The sequence below is a fragment of the Asticcacaulis sp. W401b genome (assembly GCF_046503825.1).
Classification (GTDB): Bacteria; Pseudomonadota; Alphaproteobacteria; order Caulobacterales; family Caulobacteraceae; genus Asticcacaulis.
In genome coordinates this window covers 18675-39226 of record NZ_JBKFEE010000004.1, presented here as the reverse complement: position 1 = coordinate 39226, position 20552 = coordinate 18675, and the positions used below count along the sequence as shown (strand labels likewise).

The 20552-nt window shown below is 61.5% G+C and carries 18 protein-coding genes; 8 read left to right on the top strand and 10 right to left on the bottom strand.

Going from position 1 to position 20552, the window contains the following annotated elements; genetic code table 11:
- Positions 1-25: 25 nt before the first annotated feature.
- Both purN and purM read right to left on the bottom strand, forming a co-directional pair.
- Positions 26-607, bottom strand: a complete 582-nt coding sequence (purN, locus tag ACK8OE_RS09965) for a phosphoribosylglycinamide formyltransferase (RefSeq protein ID WP_290796858.1) — start codon at positions 605-607, stop codon at positions 26-28.
- Between the two features lie 163 nt (positions 608-770).
- Positions 771-1799, bottom strand: coding sequence for a phosphoribosylformylglycinamidine cyclo-ligase (gene purM, locus ACK8OE_RS09960; RefSeq protein WP_410272411.1), 1029 nt, complete (start codon positions 1797-1799; stop codon positions 771-773).
- 214 nt (positions 1800-2013) lie between these two features.
- Between purM and rnd the strand changes: the two genes are divergently transcribed.
- A complete protein-coding gene (gene rnd, locus ACK8OE_RS09955; RefSeq protein WP_410272410.1) occupies positions 2014-3162 on the top strand; it encodes a ribonuclease D in 1149 nt (382 codons plus the stop codon).
- Between the two features lie 311 nt (positions 3163-3473).
- On the opposite strand, the gene ndk is transcribed toward rnd, so the two are convergent.
- On the bottom strand, positions 3474-3890 hold the full coding sequence (gene ndk, locus ACK8OE_RS09950) for a nucleoside-diphosphate kinase (protein WP_013480483.1): 417 nt from the start codon (positions 3888-3890) through the stop codon (positions 3474-3476).
- A 96-nt stretch (positions 3891-3986) separates the two neighbouring features.
- Between ndk and ACK8OE_RS09945 the strand changes: the two genes are divergently transcribed.
- Positions 3987-5888, top strand: coding sequence for an ABC-F family ATP-binding cassette domain-containing protein (locus tag ACK8OE_RS09945; RefSeq protein ID WP_410272409.1), 1902 nt, complete (start codon positions 3987-3989; stop codon positions 5886-5888).
- A gap of 142 nt (positions 5889-6030) precedes the next feature.
- Here the strand turns inward: ACK8OE_RS09945 and ACK8OE_RS09940 are convergent, their stop codons facing one another.
- Genes ACK8OE_RS09940 through ACK8OE_RS09930 form a run of 3 tightly spaced genes read right to left on the bottom strand, consistent with a single transcriptional unit; the run spans position 6031 to position 8312 of the window.
- Positions 6031-6366, bottom strand: coding sequence for a proteinase inhibitor i78 (locus ACK8OE_RS09940; protein WP_410272408.1), 336 nt, complete (start codon positions 6364-6366; stop codon positions 6031-6033).
- Positions 6363-6812 (bottom strand): DNA polymerase III subunit chi, encoded by a 450-nt coding sequence (locus tag ACK8OE_RS09935; RefSeq protein ID WP_126423951.1) that lies wholly within the window; start codon positions 6810-6812, stop codon positions 6363-6365. The genes ACK8OE_RS09940 and ACK8OE_RS09935 overlap by 4 nt, the downstream gene beginning before the upstream one ends.
- A gap of 30 nt (positions 6813-6842) precedes the next feature.
- Positions 6843-8312, bottom strand: coding sequence for a leucyl aminopeptidase (locus ACK8OE_RS09930; RefSeq protein WP_410272407.1), 1470 nt, complete (start codon positions 8310-8312; stop codon positions 6843-6845).
- Positions 8313-8603: 291 nt separating this feature from the next.
- On the opposite strand from ACK8OE_RS09930, the gene ACK8OE_RS09925 reads away from it, so the two are divergent.
- The 6 genes from ACK8OE_RS09925 to rsmA all read left to right on the top strand — a co-directional run bounded on the left by ACK8OE_RS09925 (position 8604) and on the right by rsmA (position 17252).
- Complete coding sequence (locus tag ACK8OE_RS09925; protein ID WP_290796883.1) at positions 8604-9758, top strand: LptF/LptG family permease; 1155 nt, start codon at positions 8604-8606, stop codon at positions 9756-9758.
- Complete coding sequence (locus ACK8OE_RS09920; RefSeq protein ID WP_410272406.1) at positions 9755-10894, top strand: LptF/LptG family permease; 1140 nt, start codon at positions 9755-9757, stop codon at positions 10892-10894. Before ACK8OE_RS09925 ends, ACK8OE_RS09920 begins: the two co-directional genes overlap by 4 nt.
- A gap of 217 nt (positions 10895-11111) precedes the next feature.
- Positions 11112-14039, top strand: a complete 2928-nt coding sequence (lptD, locus tag ACK8OE_RS09915) for an LPS assembly protein LptD (RefSeq protein WP_410272405.1) — start codon at positions 11112-11114, stop codon at positions 14037-14039.
- Positions 14040-14109: 70 nt separating this feature from the next.
- Positions 14110-15381: a peptidylprolyl isomerase gene (locus ACK8OE_RS09910; RefSeq protein ID WP_410272404.1), complete on the top strand. Its 1272-nt coding sequence runs from the start codon at positions 14110-14112 to the stop codon at positions 15379-15381.
- Between the two features lie 5 nt (positions 15382-15386).
- On the top strand, positions 15387-16418 hold the full coding sequence (gene pdxA, locus ACK8OE_RS09905; RefSeq protein ID WP_410272403.1) for a 4-hydroxythreonine-4-phosphate dehydrogenase PdxA: 1032 nt from the start codon (positions 15387-15389) through the stop codon (positions 16416-16418).
- Positions 16419-17252, top strand: coding sequence for a 16S rRNA (adenine(1518)-N(6)/adenine(1519)-N(6))-dimethyltransferase RsmA (gene rsmA, locus ACK8OE_RS09900; protein WP_410272402.1), 834 nt, complete (start codon positions 16419-16421; stop codon positions 17250-17252).
- Between the two features lie 103 nt (positions 17253-17355).
- Here the strand turns inward: rsmA and ACK8OE_RS09895 are convergent, their stop codons facing one another.
- The 4 genes from ACK8OE_RS09895 to ACK8OE_RS09880 form a co-directional block, all read right to left on the bottom strand.
- Entirely contained in the window at positions 17356-18141 is a 786-nt protein-coding gene (locus tag ACK8OE_RS09895) for a hypothetical protein (protein WP_410272401.1), read from the bottom strand.
- Positions 18142-18153: 12 nt separating this feature from the next.
- Entirely contained in the window at positions 18154-18957 is an 804-nt protein-coding gene (locus ACK8OE_RS09890) for a class II aldolase/adducin family protein (protein WP_410272400.1), read from the bottom strand.
- 94 nt (positions 18958-19051) lie between these two features.
- Entirely contained in the window at positions 19052-19534 is a 483-nt protein-coding gene (locus ACK8OE_RS09885; protein ID WP_290796903.1) for an NfeD family protein, read from the bottom strand.
- 11 nt (positions 19535-19545) lie between these two features.
- The gene (locus ACK8OE_RS09880; protein ID WP_290796906.1) at positions 19546-20475 is read right to left on the bottom strand and encodes an SPFH domain-containing protein; all 930 of its coding nucleotides are present in this window, start codon (positions 20473-20475) and stop codon (positions 19546-19548) included.
- Between the last annotated feature and the right edge of the window lie 77 nt (positions 20476-20552).

Genomic DNA, 20552 nt, shown 5'->3' with positions numbered 1-20552 from the left:
GCAAGAAACCTTAACGACGGCCAGATTACATTTTTGTTAGAATATCGCGCACCGCGGCGGGATAGAGCCGGTGTTCCTCTGTCAGCACCCGCGCCGCCAGCCTATCGGGCGTATCGCCCTCGAGAATCGGCACGCGGGCCTGAGCGATCAAAGCCCCCTCGTCCACCCCGGCGGACACCCAGTGGATGCTGCACCCGGCCTCGGTATCCCCGGCGTCTATGGCGCGTTCGTGGGTGTGCAGGCCCTTGTATTTCGGCAGCAAGGACGGGTGAATATTGATCATCCGCCCTTCCCACTGCGTCACCAGCCACGGCGTCAGGATACGCATATAGCCGGCCAGACAGATGAATTCGACGCCACGCGCCCGCAACTCAGCGTCAATGGCGCGCTCATGCGCCTCGCGGTCCTTGCCGAAGGGCTTGTGATCAACGGCCAGCGCCTCGATGCCTTGCGACGCGGCCCACTCAAGCCCGGCGGCGGCAGGATCGTTGGACACCACCACGACGCACTCGGCCGGAAAGTCCGGGGCTTTGGCGGCTTCGACAAGGGCCATCATGTTGGACCCGCGCCCGGAAATGAAGATGGCGGTTTTGGTTTTGGGGGTCACCTAAACTCTCCTCCCTACGGCGCAAGCCGTGGGGAGGTGGCGCGCCGGAGCTTTAGCGAAGGGGCGACGGAGGGAGGCCGAAGGCCTGCGTCATCCCCCTCCGTCTTTTTGCCTATGGCAAAAATCCACCTCCCCATCGCTTACGCGACAGGGAGGAGATTCATTACGCCGCCACCAGCTGGCCGCAGATAAAGGCGTCTTCGCCCGCATTGAGCAGCGCCGCCAGAACCGCATCGGCGTTCTGTGGCTTCACATAAAGCACAAACCCGACACCGCAGTTAAAGGTGCGCAGCATTTCGTGTTTGTCGATATTGCCTGCCTGCATCAGCCACTGGAAGACCGGCGGGAAGGTCCAGCCGTCGAAATCGAACTCGGCCTTCAGGCCTTCGGCAATGGCGCGGCCGGGGTTTTCGATCAGGCCGCCGCCGGTGATATGCGCCCCGCCGGTGACCAGACCCGCCTTCATCAGCGGCAGAACCGACGAAATATAGATGCGCGTCGGCTCCAGCAGGGCCTGAGCCAGCGACTTTTCGGTGGCAAACGGTGCGTCGTCGGCCCAGCTCAGGCCCGAGCGCTCAACCACCTTGCGGATCAGCGAATAACCGTTGGAGTGCGGCCCCGACGACCCCAGAGCGATGATCAGGTCGCCCGCTGCCTGTGCCTCCAGCTTCGGCAGCACCTTGTCGCGGTTGACCGCGCCGACGCTGAATCCGGCCAGATCATAGTCTTCGCCCTCGTACATGCCGGGCATTTCGGCGGTTTCCCCGCCCACCAGCGCGCAGCCCGCACGCTTGCAGCCTTCGGCAATCCCGGCCACCACCCGACGCGCCGTATCGACGTCAAGCTTCGACGTCGCGTAATAGTCGAGGAACATCAGGGGCTCTGCCCCTTGCGCCAGCAGGTCGTTGACGCACATGGCCACCAGGTCGATACCCACCGTGTCGTGGCGATTGGTGTCGATGGCGATACGCAGCTTGGTGCCCACGCCGTCCGTCGTCGTGACAATCAGCGGGTCGTCATAGCCCGCCGCCTTCAGGTCAAACAGGGCACCGAACCCGCCCAGGCTGGCCTCGGCACCCGGGCGGCGCGTGGCCTTGGCCAGCGGTTTGATGGCGTCCACAAGCGCTTCGCCCGCGTCGATATCGACGCCCGACTGAGCATAGGTAAGGCCGTTGGATTGGGGCTCGGTCATAAAACTAACCTTAAGTGTACGCGCCGGAAAGCGATTTGAGGGTGATTTGCGCGCTCTATAACCGGCTTGACGCTTTTCGTCCCGCAAAAACTTGCTATAGCTATTCGCAAAATCATCAAATCGTGCGCCGGGCAGCCGCCGTGCGGTCCTTTCTTTTCATCGCCGTGGAAAAAGACGGGCATCCCCGTCGCGGTTCACGCACAAAGTCGTATTTATGCCCACTATCACCACGACCGCCGCCCTCACCGATTTCTGCGCCAAAATCGCCAGCGCCCCGTTTATCACCGTCGATACGGAGTTTATGCGCGAAACCACCTACTGGCCCAAGCTGTGCCTGATACAGGCAGCGTCCGAGGACCACGCGGGCATTATCGACCCCCTGTCCCCTGACCTTGATCTGAAACCGTTTCTGGACCTGCTGACCGATCCGGCCATCCTCAAGGTGTTCCACGCCTGCCGTCAGGACGTGGAAATCTTCAACAATCTGGGGGCCATGCCCGCCCCGGTCTTCGATACGCAGGTCGCGGCCATGGCGGCGGGCTTCGGCGATCAGGTGGCCTATGATTCGCTGGTCCGTCAGGTCATCAAGGTCGATATCGACAAGGGCTCGCGCTTTACCGACTGGTCACGCCGGCCCCTGTCCGAGCAGCAGTTGCAGTATGCGCTGGGCGATGTGACGCATCTGGCTAAGCTCTATCCGAAGCTGGTCGAAAAGCTGAAAGCCCAGAACCGCTACGAATGGGTCGCCGCCGAAATGGCCGATCTGACCGATCCGAAGCTTTATAACACCTCGCCCGACGACGCCTGGCGACGGCTGCGTCCGCGCAAGCCCTCGCTGAAATATATGGCGGTGTTCAAGGAGGTCGCGGCGTGGCGCGAGCGCGTGGCGCAGGAGCGCGATCAGCCGCGCGGCCGTATCCTCAAGGACGAGGGCGTGGACGAAATCGCCACCCAACTGCCCACCGATGCGGCGGCCTTTGACCGCCTGCGCTCGACCCCCAAGGGTTTCGGGGCGTCCAAATTCGGCATCGAACTGTGCGAGGTGATCCAGACGGCTCTGGCCGAGCCGGAAAAATACGCCCCCAAGGTCGATAAGGCCCCGCCGCCGGTGCAGGTCCCGGCCAGCGTGGTGGAACTGCTGAAGGTGCTGCTGCGCGTGCGCTGCGAAGACGAAGGCGTGGCCCCGAAACTGATCGCGTCCGTAGCCGATCTGGAAAAGATCGCGCTCGATGACAAGGCCAATGTCCCGGCGCTCGAAGGTTGGCGGCGCAAGGTGTTCGGCGACGACGCCATCAAGCTGAAAAAAGGCGAACTGGCGCTGGTGCTCAACGGCACCCGCGTCGAGGTGGTCGAACTGGATTAGGTTCGCGACCAAAGAATTAAGCCACAAAAAACACGAACAAAGGGGTCAACATTTGGCGCGCAGCGCCGGGCATGAAGGACTGTCGCAATGACGGGAGTCCCTTCAGGCAAACAGGGGCAGCCTTTTTGTGCTTTTCGTGTTTTTCGTGGCTAGAGCGAAATGACTTAGGTGGAAACGCCATTTCGCTCTAAATTTTTGTTTTGTCGCGATGTTCTTACGGAAAACCGCTCACACTTTTCCGCACATCGCTCTAATAAAAAACCCCGCCGGGCGCACCGGCGGGGTTTTAAGTTTCGGCAATAAGCCTCAGATTAGCCGACGATTTCGGCTTCCGAGAAGAACTGCGCGATTTCGATGGCCGCGTTTTCATCCGAGTCCGAACCGTGCGCGGTGTTTTCACCGATCGACAGGGCGAACAGCTTGCGGACGGTGCCTTCGGCGGCCTGTTCCGGGTTGGTGGCGCCCAGCACTTCGCGGTACTTGGCGACGGCGTTTTCGCCTTCCAGAACCTGAACAACGACCGGCGCAGCGGTCATTTGCTCAACCAGTTCGCCGAAGAAGGGGCGCTCCTTGTGGACGCCGTAGAAGCGCTCGGCCTGAGCCTTGGTGAAGTGAACGCGCTTTTGAGCGACGATGCGCAGGCCGGCGGCCTCGATCACGGCGTTGACGGCGCCGGTGATGTTGCGGCGGGTGGCGTCGGGCTTCAGGATGGAGAAGGTACGGGACATGGGAAATCCGTTTTGTCTTGCGTTTAGGTTGGGGCGGCTTATAGCGAGGCCGACGGCTTACGCCAACCGCTTTTTTACGACGTTTTTTACAGTCTCATGCTTCAGATCACCAACCTGACCTACGACGCCTATGGCCGTCGCTTCTTTGATGGCGCCAGCCTGACCCTGACGCCGGGAACCAAGGCCGGTCTGGTGGGGCTGAACGGCGTCGGCAAATCGACCCTGTTCGGCCTGATTTTGGGCAAGTCGCAACCCGGCGGCGGCGAAATCACCACGCCCAAAGGCTGGCGCGTGGCCAGTGTGGATCAGGAAATCGCCGCCTCACCGCAGCACCTGATCGACGCGGTGCTGGCCATCGACACGCGCCGCGCCAATCTTCTGAAGGCGCTCGAAACCGCCGATCCGATGCAGCAGGCGGAAATCCACCACGACCTCTACGCCATCGGCGCGGATCGTGCGCCTTCGCGCGCTGCGGAAATCCTCAGTGGTCTAGGCTTTTCCAATGCCGACCTGACGCGGCCCATCTCGGACTTTTCCGGTGGCTGGCGGATGCGCGCGGCGCTGGCCGGGGCGCTTTTGGCCGAGCCCGACCTGCTGCTGCTCGATGAGCCGACCAACTATCTCGACCTCGAAGGGGCCCTGTGGCTGGAAGCCAAGCTGAAACGCTACCCCAATGCCGCCCTGATGATCTCGCACGACCGCGACCTGCTCAACGAGTCGGTCGATGCCATCGTGCACGTGGTCGGGCAAAGGCTCGACTATTACAGCGGCAATTACGACACTTTCGAGCGGATGCGCGCCGAAAAGGCCCGCCTCAATGCCGCCAATGCCGCCAAGCAGGAGGCCGAGCGCGCCCACCTCCAGGCCTTTGTCGATCGGTTCAGGGCCAAGGCGTCCAAGGCCTCGCAGGCCCAGTCGCGCATGAAGAAGCTGGAAAAGCTGCCGCCGATTGCCGCCAATATTCAGGACCGCGTCGCGCCCTTCCGCTTGCCCTCGCCCGAAAAGGAACTGGCTCCGCCGATCCTGCGTTTGGACGACGCCAGTGTCGGCTATGGGGATACGATCATTCTTCGGAACATCAATATCCGGCTCGATCCCGATGATCGGATTGGGGTTTTGGGGGTCAACGGGGCCGGCAAATCGACCTTTGCGAAGCTGCTGGCCGGAGCCCTGACCGAAATGCACGGCACGCAGTGGCGCGACCGCCGCATGACGGTCGCCTGGTTCCATCAGCACCAGATCGAGGCCATGGACCCGGAGGACACGCCTCTGGAGATGATGCGCCGCGCCCGTCCGGATGAGACGGAATCCAAGCGCCGCGGGCGTCTGGGCAGCTTCGGCATGACGGTGGAAAAGGTCGAGACCAAGGTAAAGGACCTGTCGGGGGGTGAGCGCGCCCGCCTGCTGCTCAACATGGTGGCCATGGACGGGCCGCACCTGCTGATCCTCGATGAGCCGACGAACCACCTTGATATCGACTCGCGCCGCGCGCTGCTCGATGCGCTGAACGATTATGAAGGTGCCGTGCTGATCATCACCCACGACCGCTCGCTGGTCGAACTGGTGGCGGACAAGCTTTGGCTGGTCAATGACGGGACGGTGAAGACCTATACCGGCACTATGGACGACTATGCCAAGCTGGTGGTCGAACGCGCCAAGACAGCGACGCGCGAGGAAGCGCAGGCGGCCACCAAGGACAAGCCGGCCAGCGTCAATACCAAGGAGGCGCGCAAGGCCGCCGCTGCTGCCCGCAACGCCATCGCGCCGCTGAAGAAAAAGGCCGACGACCTAGAGCGTCAGATTGAAACTTTGGGCAACAAGATCAAGATGATCGACCTGAAACTTTCGGACCCGGACATCTATGTGAAGGCCCCCACAGAGGCGGTCAAACTCGGCAAGGAAAAGGCCAAGCTGGAAGACGATCTGGTGAAGATGGAGGGCGACTGGATGGAGGCCGCCGAAGTCTATGAGACGGCCAAAACCGAGGCGGGGCTTTAATCTCCTCCCCACGCTTCGCGCAGGGAGGAGAGAGGTCTGCAAATTGCGAGATTTGTCGCGAATAGCAGGAGCCTAGCGCCGCAGGTACGATTGTACCTGCAAGCGACGGCGACGAACGAGGCGCCCAAAGACCGCGATTTGCCTAACCGCAGGTGACCGACTTGATTATCCCCGTATCCGTATCGAAAATGATCGTCTGACGATCGGCGCGGTAATCCATGGTCGCCGCACAGGTCGAACACAAAACACGGCGCTTTGAAGGCTCCAGCGGCACCGGGATCTGGGTGCGCGGTTTACCCACCAGATATTGCAGGCTCTTGGCCTCGCACTTGTCGGTATCGACCGGCTTGAATTCCGGCGGTTTTTGCGGCGTGGGGCGCGAGACGGCAGGCGGCGGTGGCGCAACAGGCGACGGGGCCGGCGTCGAACAGGCCGCCAGCAGCAACAGGGCCGAACCGGCCGCGATCTTTTTCATCATTGCACCTTCTCCCAACGACCGGCGTCGTTTTGTTTCCAGTAGGCCAGATCGAGATTTTGGGCCTTCAGCGTCTTCCACTGGGCGCGCGCCCAGTTCAGATGCGTCTCATCGTGGCCCTCAAACAGGATCAGACACCTCTGATACGGCGACAGTTCAGGCAAATTCATGGCGGACACCGAGAACAGCACCTCAGCCCCGTTGGCATTGCCACCGCTGTCGCCCAGCAGCACCGGCTGGCGCGCCGCCTGAGGCTCGCTCTCCAGTCCATGCGGCAGAAAGGCCTCATCGCGATACGCCCACAGGTGCTGATCCAGTCCCTCCAGCGTCTCGCCCGCCGCCCCCAGCACATAGGCCTTCCAGCCCTTTTGCAGGGTCTTTTCCAGCAGGTCCGGCAGGGCGGCCTTCAGCGGCGTGCGTTCGAGATGATAGAACCAGACCTGCGTCATGGTATCCCTTCTTGTCAGAGGGGGCGTGCCTTACTGCTCGTAATAGGCCTCAACCAGCGCATTGAGCGTGCGCACGCCAAAGCCGGTGCCGCCTTCGGGCACGGTGGTCAGGCGCTGCTCATTGGTCCAGGCGGTCGGGGCGATGTCGATATGCGCCCACGGCACCTCATTGACGAAGCGCTGGAGGAACAGGGCCGCGGTGATCGAACCCGCCGGACGGCCGCCAATGTTGCGGATGTCGGCGATTTTCGAGTCGATCTGCTTTTCGTACTGCGGCGGCAGCGGCATGCGCCAGATGTTTTCCGACACCGACTTCGACGCATTCGCCAGCTTGTCTGCCAGATCGTCATTGTTGGAGAAGACGCCGGCATAGTCCATGCCAAGCGAAATGATCATGGCCCCGGTCAGGGTGGCCAGATCAATCATGAACTGCGGCTTGAAGCGTTCCTGACAATACCACAGGGCGTCGGCGAGAACGAGGCGGCCTTCGGCGTCGGTATTGATGACCTCAATCGTGGTGCCCGACATGGCCTTCACCACATCGCCCGGACGCTGGGCATTGCCATCCGGCATGTTTTCGACAAGGCCAACGATACCCACGGCATTGACCTTCGCCTTCCGCCCGGCCAGCGCCACCATGGCCCCGACCACAGCCGCCGAACCGCCCATGTCCCATTTCATGTCTTCCATGCCCTCGGCCGGCTTGATGGAGATGCCGCCGGTGTCAAAGGTCACGCCCTTGCCCACAAAGGCCACGGGCTGCGCATCACCCGCACCGTTCCACTGCATGACGACCAGCTTCGATTCCTTGCGCGAGCCCTGCCCCACGCCCAGTAGCGCGTTCATGCCCAAGGCCTTCATTTCGGGTTCGCCCAGCACCTCGACCTTAAGGCCCAGCGATTCGTAGCCCTTGATGATTTCGGCGTAGGATTCGGGATAGAGAACGTTCGGGGGCTCAGACACCAGATTGCGCGCCAGAATGATGCCCTCGGCTACAGCTTTCAACGGTTGATAAGCCGCTTCGGCGGCGGCCACATCCGCCGTCACCAGCGTGATCGTCTTCAGCGCCGGGAGCTTGTCCAGCTTGGCCTGACCGAAATATTTGTCGAAGCGATAGGCGGCGAGCGTCAGGGCGAAGCGCACCGTCGCCACCTCTTGCGCCGCAAAGCCGGACAGATCAAGCGCCACCGAAGTCAGGCCCGACGCCTTCAGGCCGTGCCAGAGGCTGCCGGCCACCGATTCGAGCGTCTGGCCCTTCAGGTCGCCCAGAGGTCCGGCCCCCAGCGCAACCAGAGCCGTGTAGGTCTGATCCGCCGTGGCCGATACGGTCTGCACCTTGCCCTTAGCGCCGGTAAATCCTGACTTTTTAAGCGCCCCGGTGAAGTAGCCGCCCGTGGCGGTCTCCACCGCCTGAGCGGCGGCGCTGAGGGTCAGGCCCTCGCCGACCACAACGGCCACGGCGGTATCGGCGGGAAGGATGGCGGACAGTTCGATCTGCATGGAAACTCCATCTGCGTATGCGGCGGGCCACGCACACACCCTTTGTCTCTCAGGGCAGGGACCCGCAATCCGCGCCCGTTTAAGCACCATTTGCCCGGCCGTGGCAAGGCGGTCACAGTTGTCTCAGGGCAAACAAACAACCGATTTTTCTACTGCACTGCGGTAGATGGCTTGCTATTGCCTGTGTATGCGGTCAAAACAGATCGTATAGACGGTGCGCGGCCATGATTTCGACAAGGCCGACATCTAAGTGCCATCTTTGTTTCATTTAAACTTTTTTCAGGCTGGCCATTGCGTACGATCGAAGGTTACATCTCGCGCCAGATGCGCACGCCGATTCTGGGGGCGATTGCCGCCCTGACGGCTATCGCCATCCTGTCGCAATCCCTGACCCAGTTTGACGTCATCGTTGAACGCGGGCAGAGCCTGAGCACCTTCCTGAAAATCACCTTCCTGGCCCTGCCGCAGTTGTCCGGCCTGATCTTTCCGGTGGCCATCTTTGTCGGCACGCTGGTGGCGCTCAACCGTATGCACAATGACCATGAAATTGTGGCCAGCTATGCCAACGGCATGTCCTTGTGGCGTATCGCGTCTCCGGTGGTGCGCTTCGGGGTCTATATCACCCTGACGGGCCTGTTGATGACCCTGTTCATCCAGCCCGCCGCCTCGCGCGCCATGCGCGAAGAACTATTCAAGATCAAGACCGACGTCATTGCCGCCGCTGTGCGCGAGGGTGACTTTTCGACGACGCCGTCCGGCATGACCATCTACGTGCAGCGGATTGATCAAAGCGGCCTTTTGCGGCAAATCTTCATCCGCACGCCCGGTGCCAACGGGCAGGACCGCACCTATATGGCGCGCGAAGGCCGCGTGATTACCCCGGCCAAGGGGGGGCAGGTCCTGATCCTGCGCGACGGATCGACCCAGCAATTGTCGCCGCAGGGCGTGCTGAACCATCTGACCTTCGCCGAATACTCCTTCGACATTTCGCAGTATGTGATTTCCGAAGATTATCTGCACTTCAAGGATTCCGACCGTTTCCCGCACGAACTCTTCTTCCCGAACCGCGCCATGGAGTGGGAAAACGGTAACTGGACAAAGCTGATGGCCGAAGGCCATGCCCGCATTTCGGGGCCTCTGTATAATCTGGGCTTCTGCTTGCTGGCGGTTGTGGGCGTTCTGGGGGGAACGTTCAGCCGTCAGGGCTATGGGCGTCGCATCGCCACTGTCTCCTTTATCGCCGCCGGTATCCGTATCGTCGGCTTTGCTATCGAGGCCGGGTGCGCCAACACACCCGTGGCCAATATCCTGCAATATGTGGTGCCGGTGGCGCTGATCTGGGCTTGCCTGGCCATCATACGCAAAAACGACCGCACCTGCGTGCGGGGTAAGGCCACAGGCGCACAAAACCTGAGGGAACTCAGACCCCTCGGAGGTCAGGCATGAACCCGCTTACCGCCGCTCTCACTCTGCTGAGCTATGCCAATCCATGGCGTCGGGAACGCCTGACGACCTACATCATCACGCGCTGCCTGATGGCCGTCGGCACGGCTCTGGTGATCGTCTCCAGCATCATCTTCCTGATCGACTATGTTGAAGTATCAAAATCGCTGGGTCAGCGCGGCGACCTGAGCAGCTTGCAGATCGTCGGTCTGCTGATGCTCAAATCCCCCAATATTATTCTCGTCCTACTGCCCTTTGCCTTTCTGTTCGGCACCCTGTCGGCCTTTGTGGGGCTGAACCGCCGTTCCGAGCTGATCGCCATGCGCGCCGCCGGTATGTCGGCCTGGCGCTTTGTACTGCCGGTATCCGGCATGGCAGCCATTTTAGGGGCTCTGACCATAACCGTCCTCAACCCCATCGCCACCCGGCTGGCGGATGAGTACGACCGTTTTGCCGCGCTTCAATCGCAATCCGATACGCGCGCCAAAACGGGCGAGGTCTATCTGAGGCAGGGGGACGGCAAGCAGCAGACCGTTATCCATGCCCGCAAACAGAGCGATGATGGCCGCCTGATCGACGCCAGCTTCTGGACCTTTGCTCTGGACGAAACCGAAATCCCGCGTTTTCTGACGCGTATCGACGCCTCAGAAGCGGTGCTGCGACCCGGCACCTGGCAACTCAAGAATGCGCGCGTCAGCAAACCCGGCGAATCCCTGTTATATTACAACACCCTCTCTATCGACTCGAATTTGAGCCCGGAGCGGGCGTTCAGCCGCTTCGCCGTACCGCAATCGACCAATTTCTGGCAATTGCCCGGCACCATAATGCAGATTGAGTCTTCCGGTTTTTCGGCCGCAGGCTACATACTCCGCCTGCACCAGTTGCTGGCCACGCCGCTGATGTTCGCCGCCATGACGGCGCTGGGGGCCGCCTTCAGCCTGCGCCTGATGCGGATTGGCGGGCTGGCGCGACTGACCCTGTCAGGCATCGTGCTGGGCTTCATGGTGTTTTTCCTCAACCAGCTCTGTGGTTCGCTGGGCAAGGCCGAGGTTATCCCGGCCTTTCTGGCGGGCTGGGCCACTCCGCTGGTCGCCTTTTTGACGGCCCTGACATTGCTTGTTTACACTGAGGACGGCTAGAAAAGGGAATTGACATCTGAGGACGCCCGGTGCGCCCTCGCCTGGCCAGGAGCAAAATCGATCCTGAGTGTCTGAACTCTGAAATTCGCCCGTCTTTCGACACGAAAAATGAAGCGAACTTCAAATTCGCGATACCCGACAGCCGTCTGGCAACCTATTATTAGCCAAATCACCCGAAGCGTTTGTCCCGCGTTCCCTTCCATCAGGTACACCCCATATGAGAAAAGCGTCGCTCAAGCTGAGCGTAGGAGTCCTGACCTTGTTGGCCGCCGGCGTTGTCAGCGGCGAAGCCGCCGCGCGTCCGGAAACCGACGCCGAAGGTGAACTGGGCGTAAGGGGGATTCGCTTTTTTGCTGATGACAGCGATATGGCCGCACCGACGGTCGAAGCTGTCGCTCGACCGGCGCCAGTTGTGACGACGGCCCCTGCGCCTGATCCGGCCGCACCACCTGCGTCCGTCAGTCAGACGGTTGCCGACGCCTCCGAAGCTCCCCATGTCACGCGCCCCCGGCGCCCTGCCGCTCCGACTGCGGAGGCCGTAGCCCTGCCCGCCCTGGCTCAGACCGCAACGGATAATCCGCCCGCCTCTGTGCCGGCTTCTGCCCCTGCGCCCGTGACGATGACCGCGCGCCTGAGCGACGAACAGGTGCTGAAGGCCGAACGCGACCGCCTGAACGGCAAGGATAGCCCCAACAGCAACACGCCTGCGGAACCACCGCTGCCGGACGATGGGCTGGGCGAAGAGGGGGCGTTTATCACTGCGGACGAGGTCACCTCTCCGGAGGAAAACATCATGCTGGCGCGCGGCAAGGTCGAGATGCGCTGGGAAGGCCGCCTCATTCGTGCTGACGAGGTCCGCTACGATCAGACGACGGGTAAAACCGTGGCAACCGGCAATGTGCAAACGATCAATCCGGACGGTTCGGTGCAATACGCCGACCGGCTGGAGGTCGATAATGAACATTCGTCCGGCACCGGCGATCGTATCGCCTATATCGACGGCGAAAAATCCAAGCTGTTCGCCAACAAGGTTGAACGTCTCGACGAACAGACCAACCGCCTCAGCGAAGCGATTTTCACCCCCTGCGAACTGTGTGTGAAAAACAATGTCACGCAGGAGCCGACCTGGCATATTCAGGCCAGTTCGATCACGCAGGACAAGAAACACCGCGTGGTGATCTATCGCGACGCTATCATCAAGGCCAAGGGCGTCCCCGTCCTGTACCTGCCTGTTCTGTGGCACGCCGACGTGACGGCCAAGCGGAGCTCAGGCTTCCTGATGCCAAAGCCCGGCTTTTCAGGGCGGCGCGGAGCGACGCTGGAGTTGCCGTACCTGTGGGCGGTCTCGCCCTACACGGACATTATCATCAGCCCGGAATTTTCCAGCAAGCTCAATCCACTGCTGTATCTGGAACTCAACCGCCGCTTCTACTCCGGTGATTTGCACAGCCGCTTTGGTGTCACCAATGAGCGCTTCTTTGATAATGATGGCCACAAATGGGGCGAAAGCGCCACCCGTGGCTTCATGCTGCTGGATGGCAAGTTCGATATCAACGAAGACTGGCGCTGGAACTTCACGGCGCAGCGGGTATGGGACAAGACGAGCAACGGCCTGCTGTCATGGTCAGCCGACGCCAATGGTAACCCGGTCTCGACGCCCATTGCTGCGGGTCTTCCGATCTCGAACTTCTACGAACGCTACAAGGTCGATGAAGGCTTCCCCTATGCCGGGGATTTTTCGAGCAATTCGCGCCGCCTGATCAGTCAGATCAATCTGGTGCGTCAGACCGATACGGCCTTCTTCAGCGCCTCGCTGATATCCTTCCAGAGCCTGGCTATTGGCGGTCAGCACCGGCTGAGTTCCGATCTGGCAACAAGCCCGATGCTGTATCTGGCGGAACGCGACCGGAATCAACCGGCTGTCGCGCCGATGATCGATGCCTACTGGTCGCCGGATCAGGAGATACTGGGCGGGCGTCTGACCCTGTCGGCCAATGCCGTGTCGATCATTCGCAAGACGACGCCTTCGACGGATATCTTCCTCGCACCCGACATCGTGAATCCGGACAATCGCGGCCCCGTCGATACGGCGCGCGCCAATATCGGCCTGTCGTGGCGGCGCGACATGGTCACCCCCGGCGGCCTCAAGTTCGCGCCCTTCCTCGACGCGCGTCACGACGAATACTATCTGCGGGACTATTACAAGACCGGATATGACCTGCAACCCGGCGAAGAGGACACGCGGCGGGTGTCGCGCAGCCTCGGTACGGTCGGCCTCGACCTCTCCTATCCGCTGCTGCGCAAGTTCAACGGCCTGTCCTTGGTGGTCGAACCCATCGCGCAAATCGCCCTGTCTCCCGATTCGCAGGTCGAACCCTTCCTCACGAACGAAGACTCCAATGCGTTCGAAGTCGATGCGACCACCCTGTTCAAGGCCAACCGTTCCCCCGGTTTCGACCTTTACGAGGGCGGCAAACGCCTGAATGTGGGGCTGAAGACCCAGCTCAGCTATGATTCGGGCTTCCGTTTCTCCTCGCTGATCGGTCGCGCCTTCCGCAAGACCCCGGAAGAAAACTTCTATCGCCTCTACAAGATCGGCAATACGACCTACAAATACGACGCCTCCAGTCTGGCCAACACCAAATCCGACTGGATCGTACAGGCGGACGTCGATACGGGCCGGGGCCTGCGCCTTTATACCCGTCAGCGCATCGGCGACGATGGCACGATCCGCCGGGGCGAAACCGGCGTGAGTTATTTCAGCGCCAATACGCAGCTCACCCTGCGCCACCAGTACGACAAGACGGCGCTGCTTGGCCTGAAAAACAACTATAATTTCACCGTCGTCGATGGCGAACTGGTGCCGACCGTGGGCTATCACGACCTGCAACTGTTCGGACAGCACTTCTTTAACTCCAGATGGGGGGTTTCGGCTCAGGTCAGCCGCGACATGCTGCGTGACCGCTGGCTGCGTTCCGAAGCCTCGGTCATCTACAAGGATGACTGCGCACGTCTAGAACTGGTCTATCAGCGCGATGAGACGGCCCTGCTCAGCAATAATGGCAAGGCGAATGAGTCTATTTCGGTTCGGATAAGTCTTGCCACATTGGCGCCATCGGACGATGATTTTGTCAATGTACGCTAAGAGCCGTATGGTTTATAGATTGCCCGACCCGGCCGCAGCGCCGCTTTGTTGAAAAGATTAAAACGACGACATGACCTCCGTTGCCTTCCGCCGCTCCGCGATGCTGCTTTGCACCTGCCTCACCCTGTCGGGCCTTCCGGCCGTCGCACAGACGACCGCTCAACCGGCGGCGCAGGCCCGTCCGCTGGGCGAAGGGGTCGTGGCGCTGGTCAACGACAAGCTGATCTCGTCCTACGATCTCAAGCAGCGTATGCTGTTGCTGATCATCACCTCGGGTGTGCAGGTCACGCAGCAAAACTACGCGGCTTTTCAGCAGCAGGCCCTGCGCGCCCTGATCGACGAACATCTGCAACTGGCCGAGGCCGACCATTTCAAGCTGACCGTTTCCGATGAGGAAATCGACGAGGAAGTCGCCAATATGGCGCAGCAGTCGGGCCTGTCAAAGGACCAGCTTCTGGCCGAACTGAAGCGCGCCGGCATCGAAGCACAGACCCTGCGCGATCAGATCAAGGCCGAAATCGCCTGGGGGCAACTGGTCAATGGCCGTTTCCGCCCCAAGGCGCGCGTCGGCAAGGATCAGGTCGATGCCTTCATGACCAAGCTGACCGAAGATAGCCAGAAGCCGCAATATCTGGTGGCGGAAATCCTGATCGATCCGGAAGTCGCCGGTGGCCAGAAAGAGGCCGAAGCCGGGGCGCAGCAACTGTTCGATCAGATCGCGCAAGGCGTCGCGCCGTTTCAGTCGGTGGCAAGGCAGTTTTCCAACGCTCCGTCGGCGGCCAATGGCGGTGACGCGGGCTGGCTGGTCTCCGGCACCATCGACCCCAAGGTTGAAACCGTCCTCAAGGGCATGAATCCGGGGCAGATGACGCGTCCGATCGTTACCGACGAAGGCGTCTATATCTACTACCTGCGCGAAAAGAAGGAAGGCAAGGCCGACGCCAAGGTGCGCCTGAAACAGGCCGCCGTGCCGCTGACCGGCGGGGATTCGGCCATGCGCGCACTGGCCAGCGTCCGCGCCAGGTATCCGACCTGTGATGCCCTCAATAACGAAAAGGGCAGTGGTCAGGTCAGCGTCGCCGATCTCGGCTTTACGACCCTCAGCGACTTAAAGCCGGAATACGCCTCGGCACTGCAACCGCTCAAGGTCGGGCAAAGCACTGAGCCGATGAAAAACGCCATGAATATCAATGTGGTCTATGTCTGTGACAAGACCGCCGCCGGTGATGATGTCCCTTCGCGCGAACAGGTCGAACAACGCCTGACGCAGCAAAAGGTCGCCATGCTGGGCCGCCGCTATCTGCGTGACATCCGCGACGGTGCCACGATCGAAAGCCGGTAAGGGCGTTGCGCCCGCCCATCACGGCGCCGCTGGTCCTCAGCCTGGGTGACCCCTGCGGCACAGGGCCCGAACTGGTGCACAAGGCGTGGGCGGCTCTCAGATCACAGACAGACTACGCTTTCGCGGTTTTGGGCGATGCCGATTTACTGGCCTCTCTGGGGCCGGTTCGGCCTATCCATGACCTGTCCGAAGCCATAGCGGCCTTCCCCGATGGCCTGCCGGTTCTCGACCGCCCGCTAAGCGCCCCCGCCCGTCCAGGTCAGCCCGATCCGGTTCACGCGCCGCATATTACCGGCTGGATACGCGAAGGTGTCTGCCTATGCCTGTCCGGCGCGGCACGCGGCCTTGTCACCGCCCCCATCGCCAAGTCGGTGCTCTACGCCACCGGCTTTGCCTTTCCCGGCCATACGGAATATCTGGGTGACCTGACCGCCGATACCCCCTATCCCGGCACGCGCGGCCCGGTCATGATGCTGACTGCGCCCGATGCCGCCAATGACAGCGCCCTGCGCGTCGTGCTGGCCACCATCCACATCCCCCTGTCCGAGGTGAAAGCGCACCTGTCGGCAGAGACCGTTCGCAGCCTTGCCCACGTCACCCACGAAGCCCTGATCCGCGACTTCGGCGTGGCCAAACCGCGGCTGGTGCTGGCCGGGCTCAATCCTCATGCCGGTGAAGACGGCACCATCGGGCGCGAGGAAGTCGATCTGTTGCAGCCTCTGGTGGCGGCCTTGCGCACCGAAGGGCTGGACATCTCAGGCCCCCTGCCCGCCGACACCCTGTTTCATGCAGAGGCGCGTCGCACCTATGACGCCGCCCTGTGCCTGTATCACGATCAAGGCTTGATTCCGCTTAAGACGCTGGACTTCTGGGGCGGTGTCAATATAACCCTCGGCCTGCCCCTTGTGCGGACGTCTCCGGATCACGGCACCGGTTTTGCCATTTCCGGCAAGGGCATAGCCCGTCCCGACAGCCTGATCAACGCCATCCGGGCCGCCCACGACATCAGCCTGAACCGAGCCCAAAAAACCACGTAAATGACCCTGCCCTCCCTCCGCGAAAGCCTCGAAGCCCACGGCCTGATGGCCAAAAAGAGCTTCGGTCAGCACTTCCTGCTCGACCTGAATGTGACGCGCAAGATCGTGCGTCTGGGGCAGGAAGGCGGCAACGCCTTTGACGGTCAGGTGGTAATCGAGGTCGGCCCCGGTCCCGGCGGCCTGACGCGCGCCGCACTGGAAAGCGAAGCCGCCTATGTGCTGGCCGTCGAAAAGGACGCGCGGTTTATCGACTTGCTGACGGAGCTGGATACGGCCTATCCCGGCCGTTTCGGCGTGGTCGAAGCCGATGCGCTGAAGGTCGATGAGCGCGCCCTTCTGGCCGAACGCGGCCTGCCACCACAGGCTCATCTGGTCTCCAACCTGCCCTACAATGTCGGCACGCCGCTGCTGATCAAGTGGCTGACCGGGCCGTGGCAGCCCAAATCCCTGACCCTGATGTTTCAGCTTGAGGTCGCCCTGCGCGTCGTCGCCCCGGTTGGGGACGATGATTACGGTCGTCTGGGGGTCATCTGTCAGGTCCTGTGCGACTGTGAAAAGCTGATGGACCTGCCGGCGCGTGCCTTTACGCCGCCGCCCAAGGTCGATAGCGCCGTGGTGCGCCTGATCCCCAAGGCCGAGCGCCCCGACGCGCGCATCATCCGCAATCTGGAAACCCTTACCGCCGCGGCCTTTGGTCAGCGTCGCAAGATGCTGCGGGCCTCGTTAAAAGCGCTGGGCGGTGAGACCCTGCTGGCCAAGGTTGGGATTGATCCGACCCTGCGCGCTGAAAATATCAGCCCGGCGGACTTTTTGCGGTTGGCAGAAGCGCTTTAAGGTCTTGGGGCCAGTTGGCCCCAAACCCCATAACTCTCTGCAATGACTCTGACGGTGCCTTTTACTCCCGGTTCCGGGTGAAGGGCCCGTGGCCCTTCGCCCTTCAAAACCTTTTCCAAAGTCCGATAGTCACCGCACTCGACTTCGGCACATTTTCGCCACTGACCGTCTGACGCAGGCCAAACTGCACGCCCAGCGTCTGTTTGGCATCGAAAAAGCGCACGGCGCTGGTTTCCACGTGAGTCCATTTGGCTTCAAAGCCGTTCAGGCGATCCGTTTTGCCCGCAAACACCTGAGCCATCACGATCCATTTGGGCGAAGGCCGCGCCCCGACGGTCACATCCACCCGCCACTGATCGGCATTTGACCCGCTGCGGGCGCGCCTAGCGACCTGCGCATCGACAAACATCGGCACCTTGCGCGCCTCGAAACTATGTCCGCCATAAAGGCGCACCTCGACATCCGGGTCTTCATCACCGGGCACAGAAAACTCGTCGCGTCGCCCCTTGCCAAAGCCATCCAGCGACACACTGGCGCTCAGCGCACTGCGATCGGAGCGATAGAGGGGCGTCTTCAGCCCGATCTCGACAGAGCCCAAACCTGAGAAACTGTCCACAGAGGTTTGAATATCCTGAATATTCGCCTTGGCGAACACACTCAGCAGGTCGTGCACCCCGCGTTCGGCAAAGACCGTCACGCGCTTTTCTTCCCACTGCGGCAGATCAATCGCGGCCGTGCCGGACGCATCGAACCCCTGGCTGGCAGTGACCACCTCGACCTTGACGATGACTTCGCTCGCCCCACTGTCCGGCCCCCAGGCCGAGGCGCAGACGGTCGCCGGCCACAGGGCCAGCACCACTGCCAAAATCCACCGCCCCCGCTTGCGCAAACCTGCCCCCTTTTAGCGATCCCAGCCGGGATACTGACGCTCCAGCCGCCGCATCAGCCCCGGCCACAGCAGACCGGAGACAAACCCGACACCGGCCCCTAACGGCGCCACCTTGTCCTGCACGTCCTGCGGCGCTTCCAATACGCCGTCGCGTCCGGCCGACAGGGCGGCAATCTGCTGCCGACAGGCCTGCTCCAGAAAATAAACCAGGGTAAAGGCTTCGGCCGCCGAGCCACCATAGGCCAGCGCCCCGTGGTTGCGCAACAGCATGATCTTTTTTTGCCCCAGATCGGCGACGATACGCTGGCGTTCATCGTGATCAAGCGCCACGCCCTCATAGGCGTGATAGGCCAGATGCGGCCCCAGCAACAGGGCGTTCTGCGTCAGGGGCAGCAGGCCCTCTTTTTGCGCCGAAACGCCGGTCATGGCGTCCGTGTGCAGGTGGATGACCACATGGGCATCCGGACACGCCACATGCAGGGCACTATGGATGGTAAAGCCCGCCGGATTCACAAAGGCGTCGGCCGCGCCCACGATCTGGCCCTCCAGATCGACCTTGACCAGCGCCGAAGCCGTCATCTCCTCAAAAAAAGTGCCGTAGGGATTGATCAGGAAATGATCGACGTGCGACACCACCGGCCCATCCGGCCCGGCCACAAGCGAGTCCTTCGCCGGAACGCGGGCCGAAATATGGGTGAAGATGGTATCGTCCCAGCCAAACATCGCCACCAGTCGATACAGCGCCGCCAGATCCTTACGGATGGCCCATTCGGCGGGGCTGATCAGCGGATGAACCGAGGCGGTTTCAGTGGTCATGAACATGTCTCCCTGTATCGTTTTGCCGATGACAGGGGATTGACGTACCGTAAGTCAAGCCGATTGCATGGCTCGCGGGGTTATCTATGTCCTATCAAACCCTTGTGACGATCAGCTTACCTTCGCTGACCGCCAGAATGCGGACCTTTTCGGACAGGGCAATGGGCGCGTCCGTGCGTTCGCTCTGGGCCGGCCATTCGACGCCATCGAAGATGACGCGGCCATTGACGCGCTGACCTTCGAGGTCGTCGAAGGCATCAATCACCGTCGCCTCCTGCCCGATCAGGCGATGATGCGGGTCATTGATGTCAGCCCCTTCCGCCACGGGAGGCTTGAGGAAACGCCGCGACAGAAGCGTCATGGTCAGCGTCAGGACGCAGAAAATGACGATCTGCACCAGCAGGTTGGCCGGGGCCCCGGTCAGGGTGATCACCGCCACGATCACAGCGGCGGCCGCAGGCCACAGAAGCCACTGCGTACCGATGACGATTTCAAACGCCAGCAGCGACCCGCCAATAATCAGCCAGGCCCAGAAAAGCTGCCGCCCCTGCGGCTCAGCCAGCAAAAACTCCAGCATACTCCCCTCCGTTACTTGCTCCGCGTGGCCGGAGCCTGATCCGTGACGGTCTTCAGCAGTTCGGCCACACCGGCAACGGACCCCGATAGAGACGCCAGATCGGCTGGCAGAATCAGGGTCTTGGTATTGGCTGAATTGGCGAAACCGGCAAAGGCTTCGACATATTTTTGCGCCACGAAGTAGTTGATGGCCTTGGTGTCGCCCGAAGCGATGGCGTCCGACACCATCTGGGTCGCCTTGGCTTCGGCTTCGGCGGCGCGTTCGCGCGCTTCGGCGTCGCGGAAGGCGGCTTCCTTGCGCCCTTCGGCCTCAAGTACGGCGGCCTGCTTGGCCCCTTCGGCGCGGGCAATGGCGGCCTGACGCTCACCGTCGGCTTCGATGATCAGGGCGCGACGCTCGCGCTCGGCCTTCATCTGACGCGCCATGGCGTCGGTAATGTCGTGCGGCGGGCGCAGGTCCTTAATTTCGATGCGTGTCACCTTGATGCCCCAGGGCGAGGTGGCGTGGTCGATAACGGTCAGGAGCCGCGTATTGATCGAATCGCGCTGCGACAACACTTCATCCAGTTCCATCGAACCGACCACGGTGCGCAGATTAGTCATGGCCAACTGCGTGATGGCATTGTTGAGATTATCGACGCGATACGCAGCCGCAGCGGCATCCATCACCTGCGTGAAGACGATCCCGTCCACCTTGACGATGGCATTGTCCTTGGTGATCACGTCCTGCTGCGGCACGTCGAACACCTGCTCCATCATGTTGACCTTCTTGCCCACCGTTTCGATGAAAGGCGTCAGGAAGGAGATGCCGGGCTTGAGCGTGCGGGTATAGCGGCCAAAGCGTTCGACCGTAAATTCACGGCCCTGCGGGACGATCTTGATGACCGAAAACAGGATGAAAAAGGTCACGACGATCAGAACGCCGGCGAAGATACTGAACATGAAGACTCCCCTCAGTGGTTATGTGCACAGTGTAGCGCAACCGGGAGGAATAGCTACGAAAACCGGAGGTTAGGCCG

What these genes read in the sequence shown, in the direction of transcription:
- ndk (WP_013480483.1), bottom strand. Translation starts at nt 3,890, where the DNA reads ATGTCCCGTACCTTCTCCATCCTGAAGCCCGACGCCACCCGCCGCAAC.
- ACK8OE_RS09880 (WP_290796906.1), bottom strand. Translation starts at nt 20,475, where the DNA reads ATGTTCAGTATCTTCGCCGGCGTTCTGATCGTCGTGACCTTTTTCATC.
- purM (WP_410272411.1), bottom strand. Translation starts at nt 1,799, where the DNA reads ATGACCGAGCCCCAATCCAACGGCCTTACCTATGCTCAGTCGGGCGTC.
- rsmA (WP_410272402.1), top strand. Translation starts at nt 16,419, where the DNA reads ATGACCCTGCCCTCCCTCCGCGAAAGCCTCGAAGCCCACGGCCTGATG.
- ACK8OE_RS09920 (WP_410272406.1), top strand. Translation starts at nt 9,755, where the DNA reads ATGAACCCGCTTACCGCCGCTCTCACTCTGCTGAGCTATGCCAATCCA.
- ACK8OE_RS09890 (WP_410272400.1), bottom strand. Translation starts at nt 18,957, where the DNA reads ATGACCACTGAAACCGCCTCGGTTCATCCGCTGATCAGCCCCGCCGAA.
- ACK8OE_RS09885 (WP_290796903.1), bottom strand. Translation starts at nt 19,534, where the DNA reads ATGCTGGAGTTTTTGCTGGCTGAGCCGCAGGGGCGGCAGCTTTTCTGG.
- rnd (WP_410272410.1), top strand. Translation starts at nt 2,014, where the DNA reads ATGCCCACTATCACCACGACCGCCGCCCTCACCGATTTCTGCGCCAAA.
- ACK8OE_RS09945 (WP_410272409.1), top strand. Translation starts at nt 3,987, where the DNA reads ATGCTTCAGATCACCAACCTGACCTACGACGCCTATGGCCGTCGCTTC.
- ACK8OE_RS09940 (WP_410272408.1), bottom strand. Translation starts at nt 6,366, where the DNA reads ATGATGAAAAAGATCGCGGCCGGTTCGGCCCTGTTGCTGCTGGCGGCC.
- ACK8OE_RS09930 (WP_410272407.1), bottom strand. Translation starts at nt 8,312, where the DNA reads ATGCAGATCGAACTGTCCGCCATCCTTCCCGCCGATACCGCCGTGGCC.
- ACK8OE_RS09935 (WP_126423951.1), bottom strand. Translation starts at nt 6,812, where the DNA reads ATGACGCAGGTCTGGTTCTATCATCTCGAACGCACGCCGCTGAAGGCC.
- lptD (WP_410272405.1), top strand. Translation starts at nt 11,112, where the DNA reads ATGAGAAAAGCGTCGCTCAAGCTGAGCGTAGGAGTCCTGACCTTGTTG.
- ACK8OE_RS09910 (WP_410272404.1), top strand. Translation starts at nt 14,110, where the DNA reads ATGACCTCCGTTGCCTTCCGCCGCTCCGCGATGCTGCTTTGCACCTGC.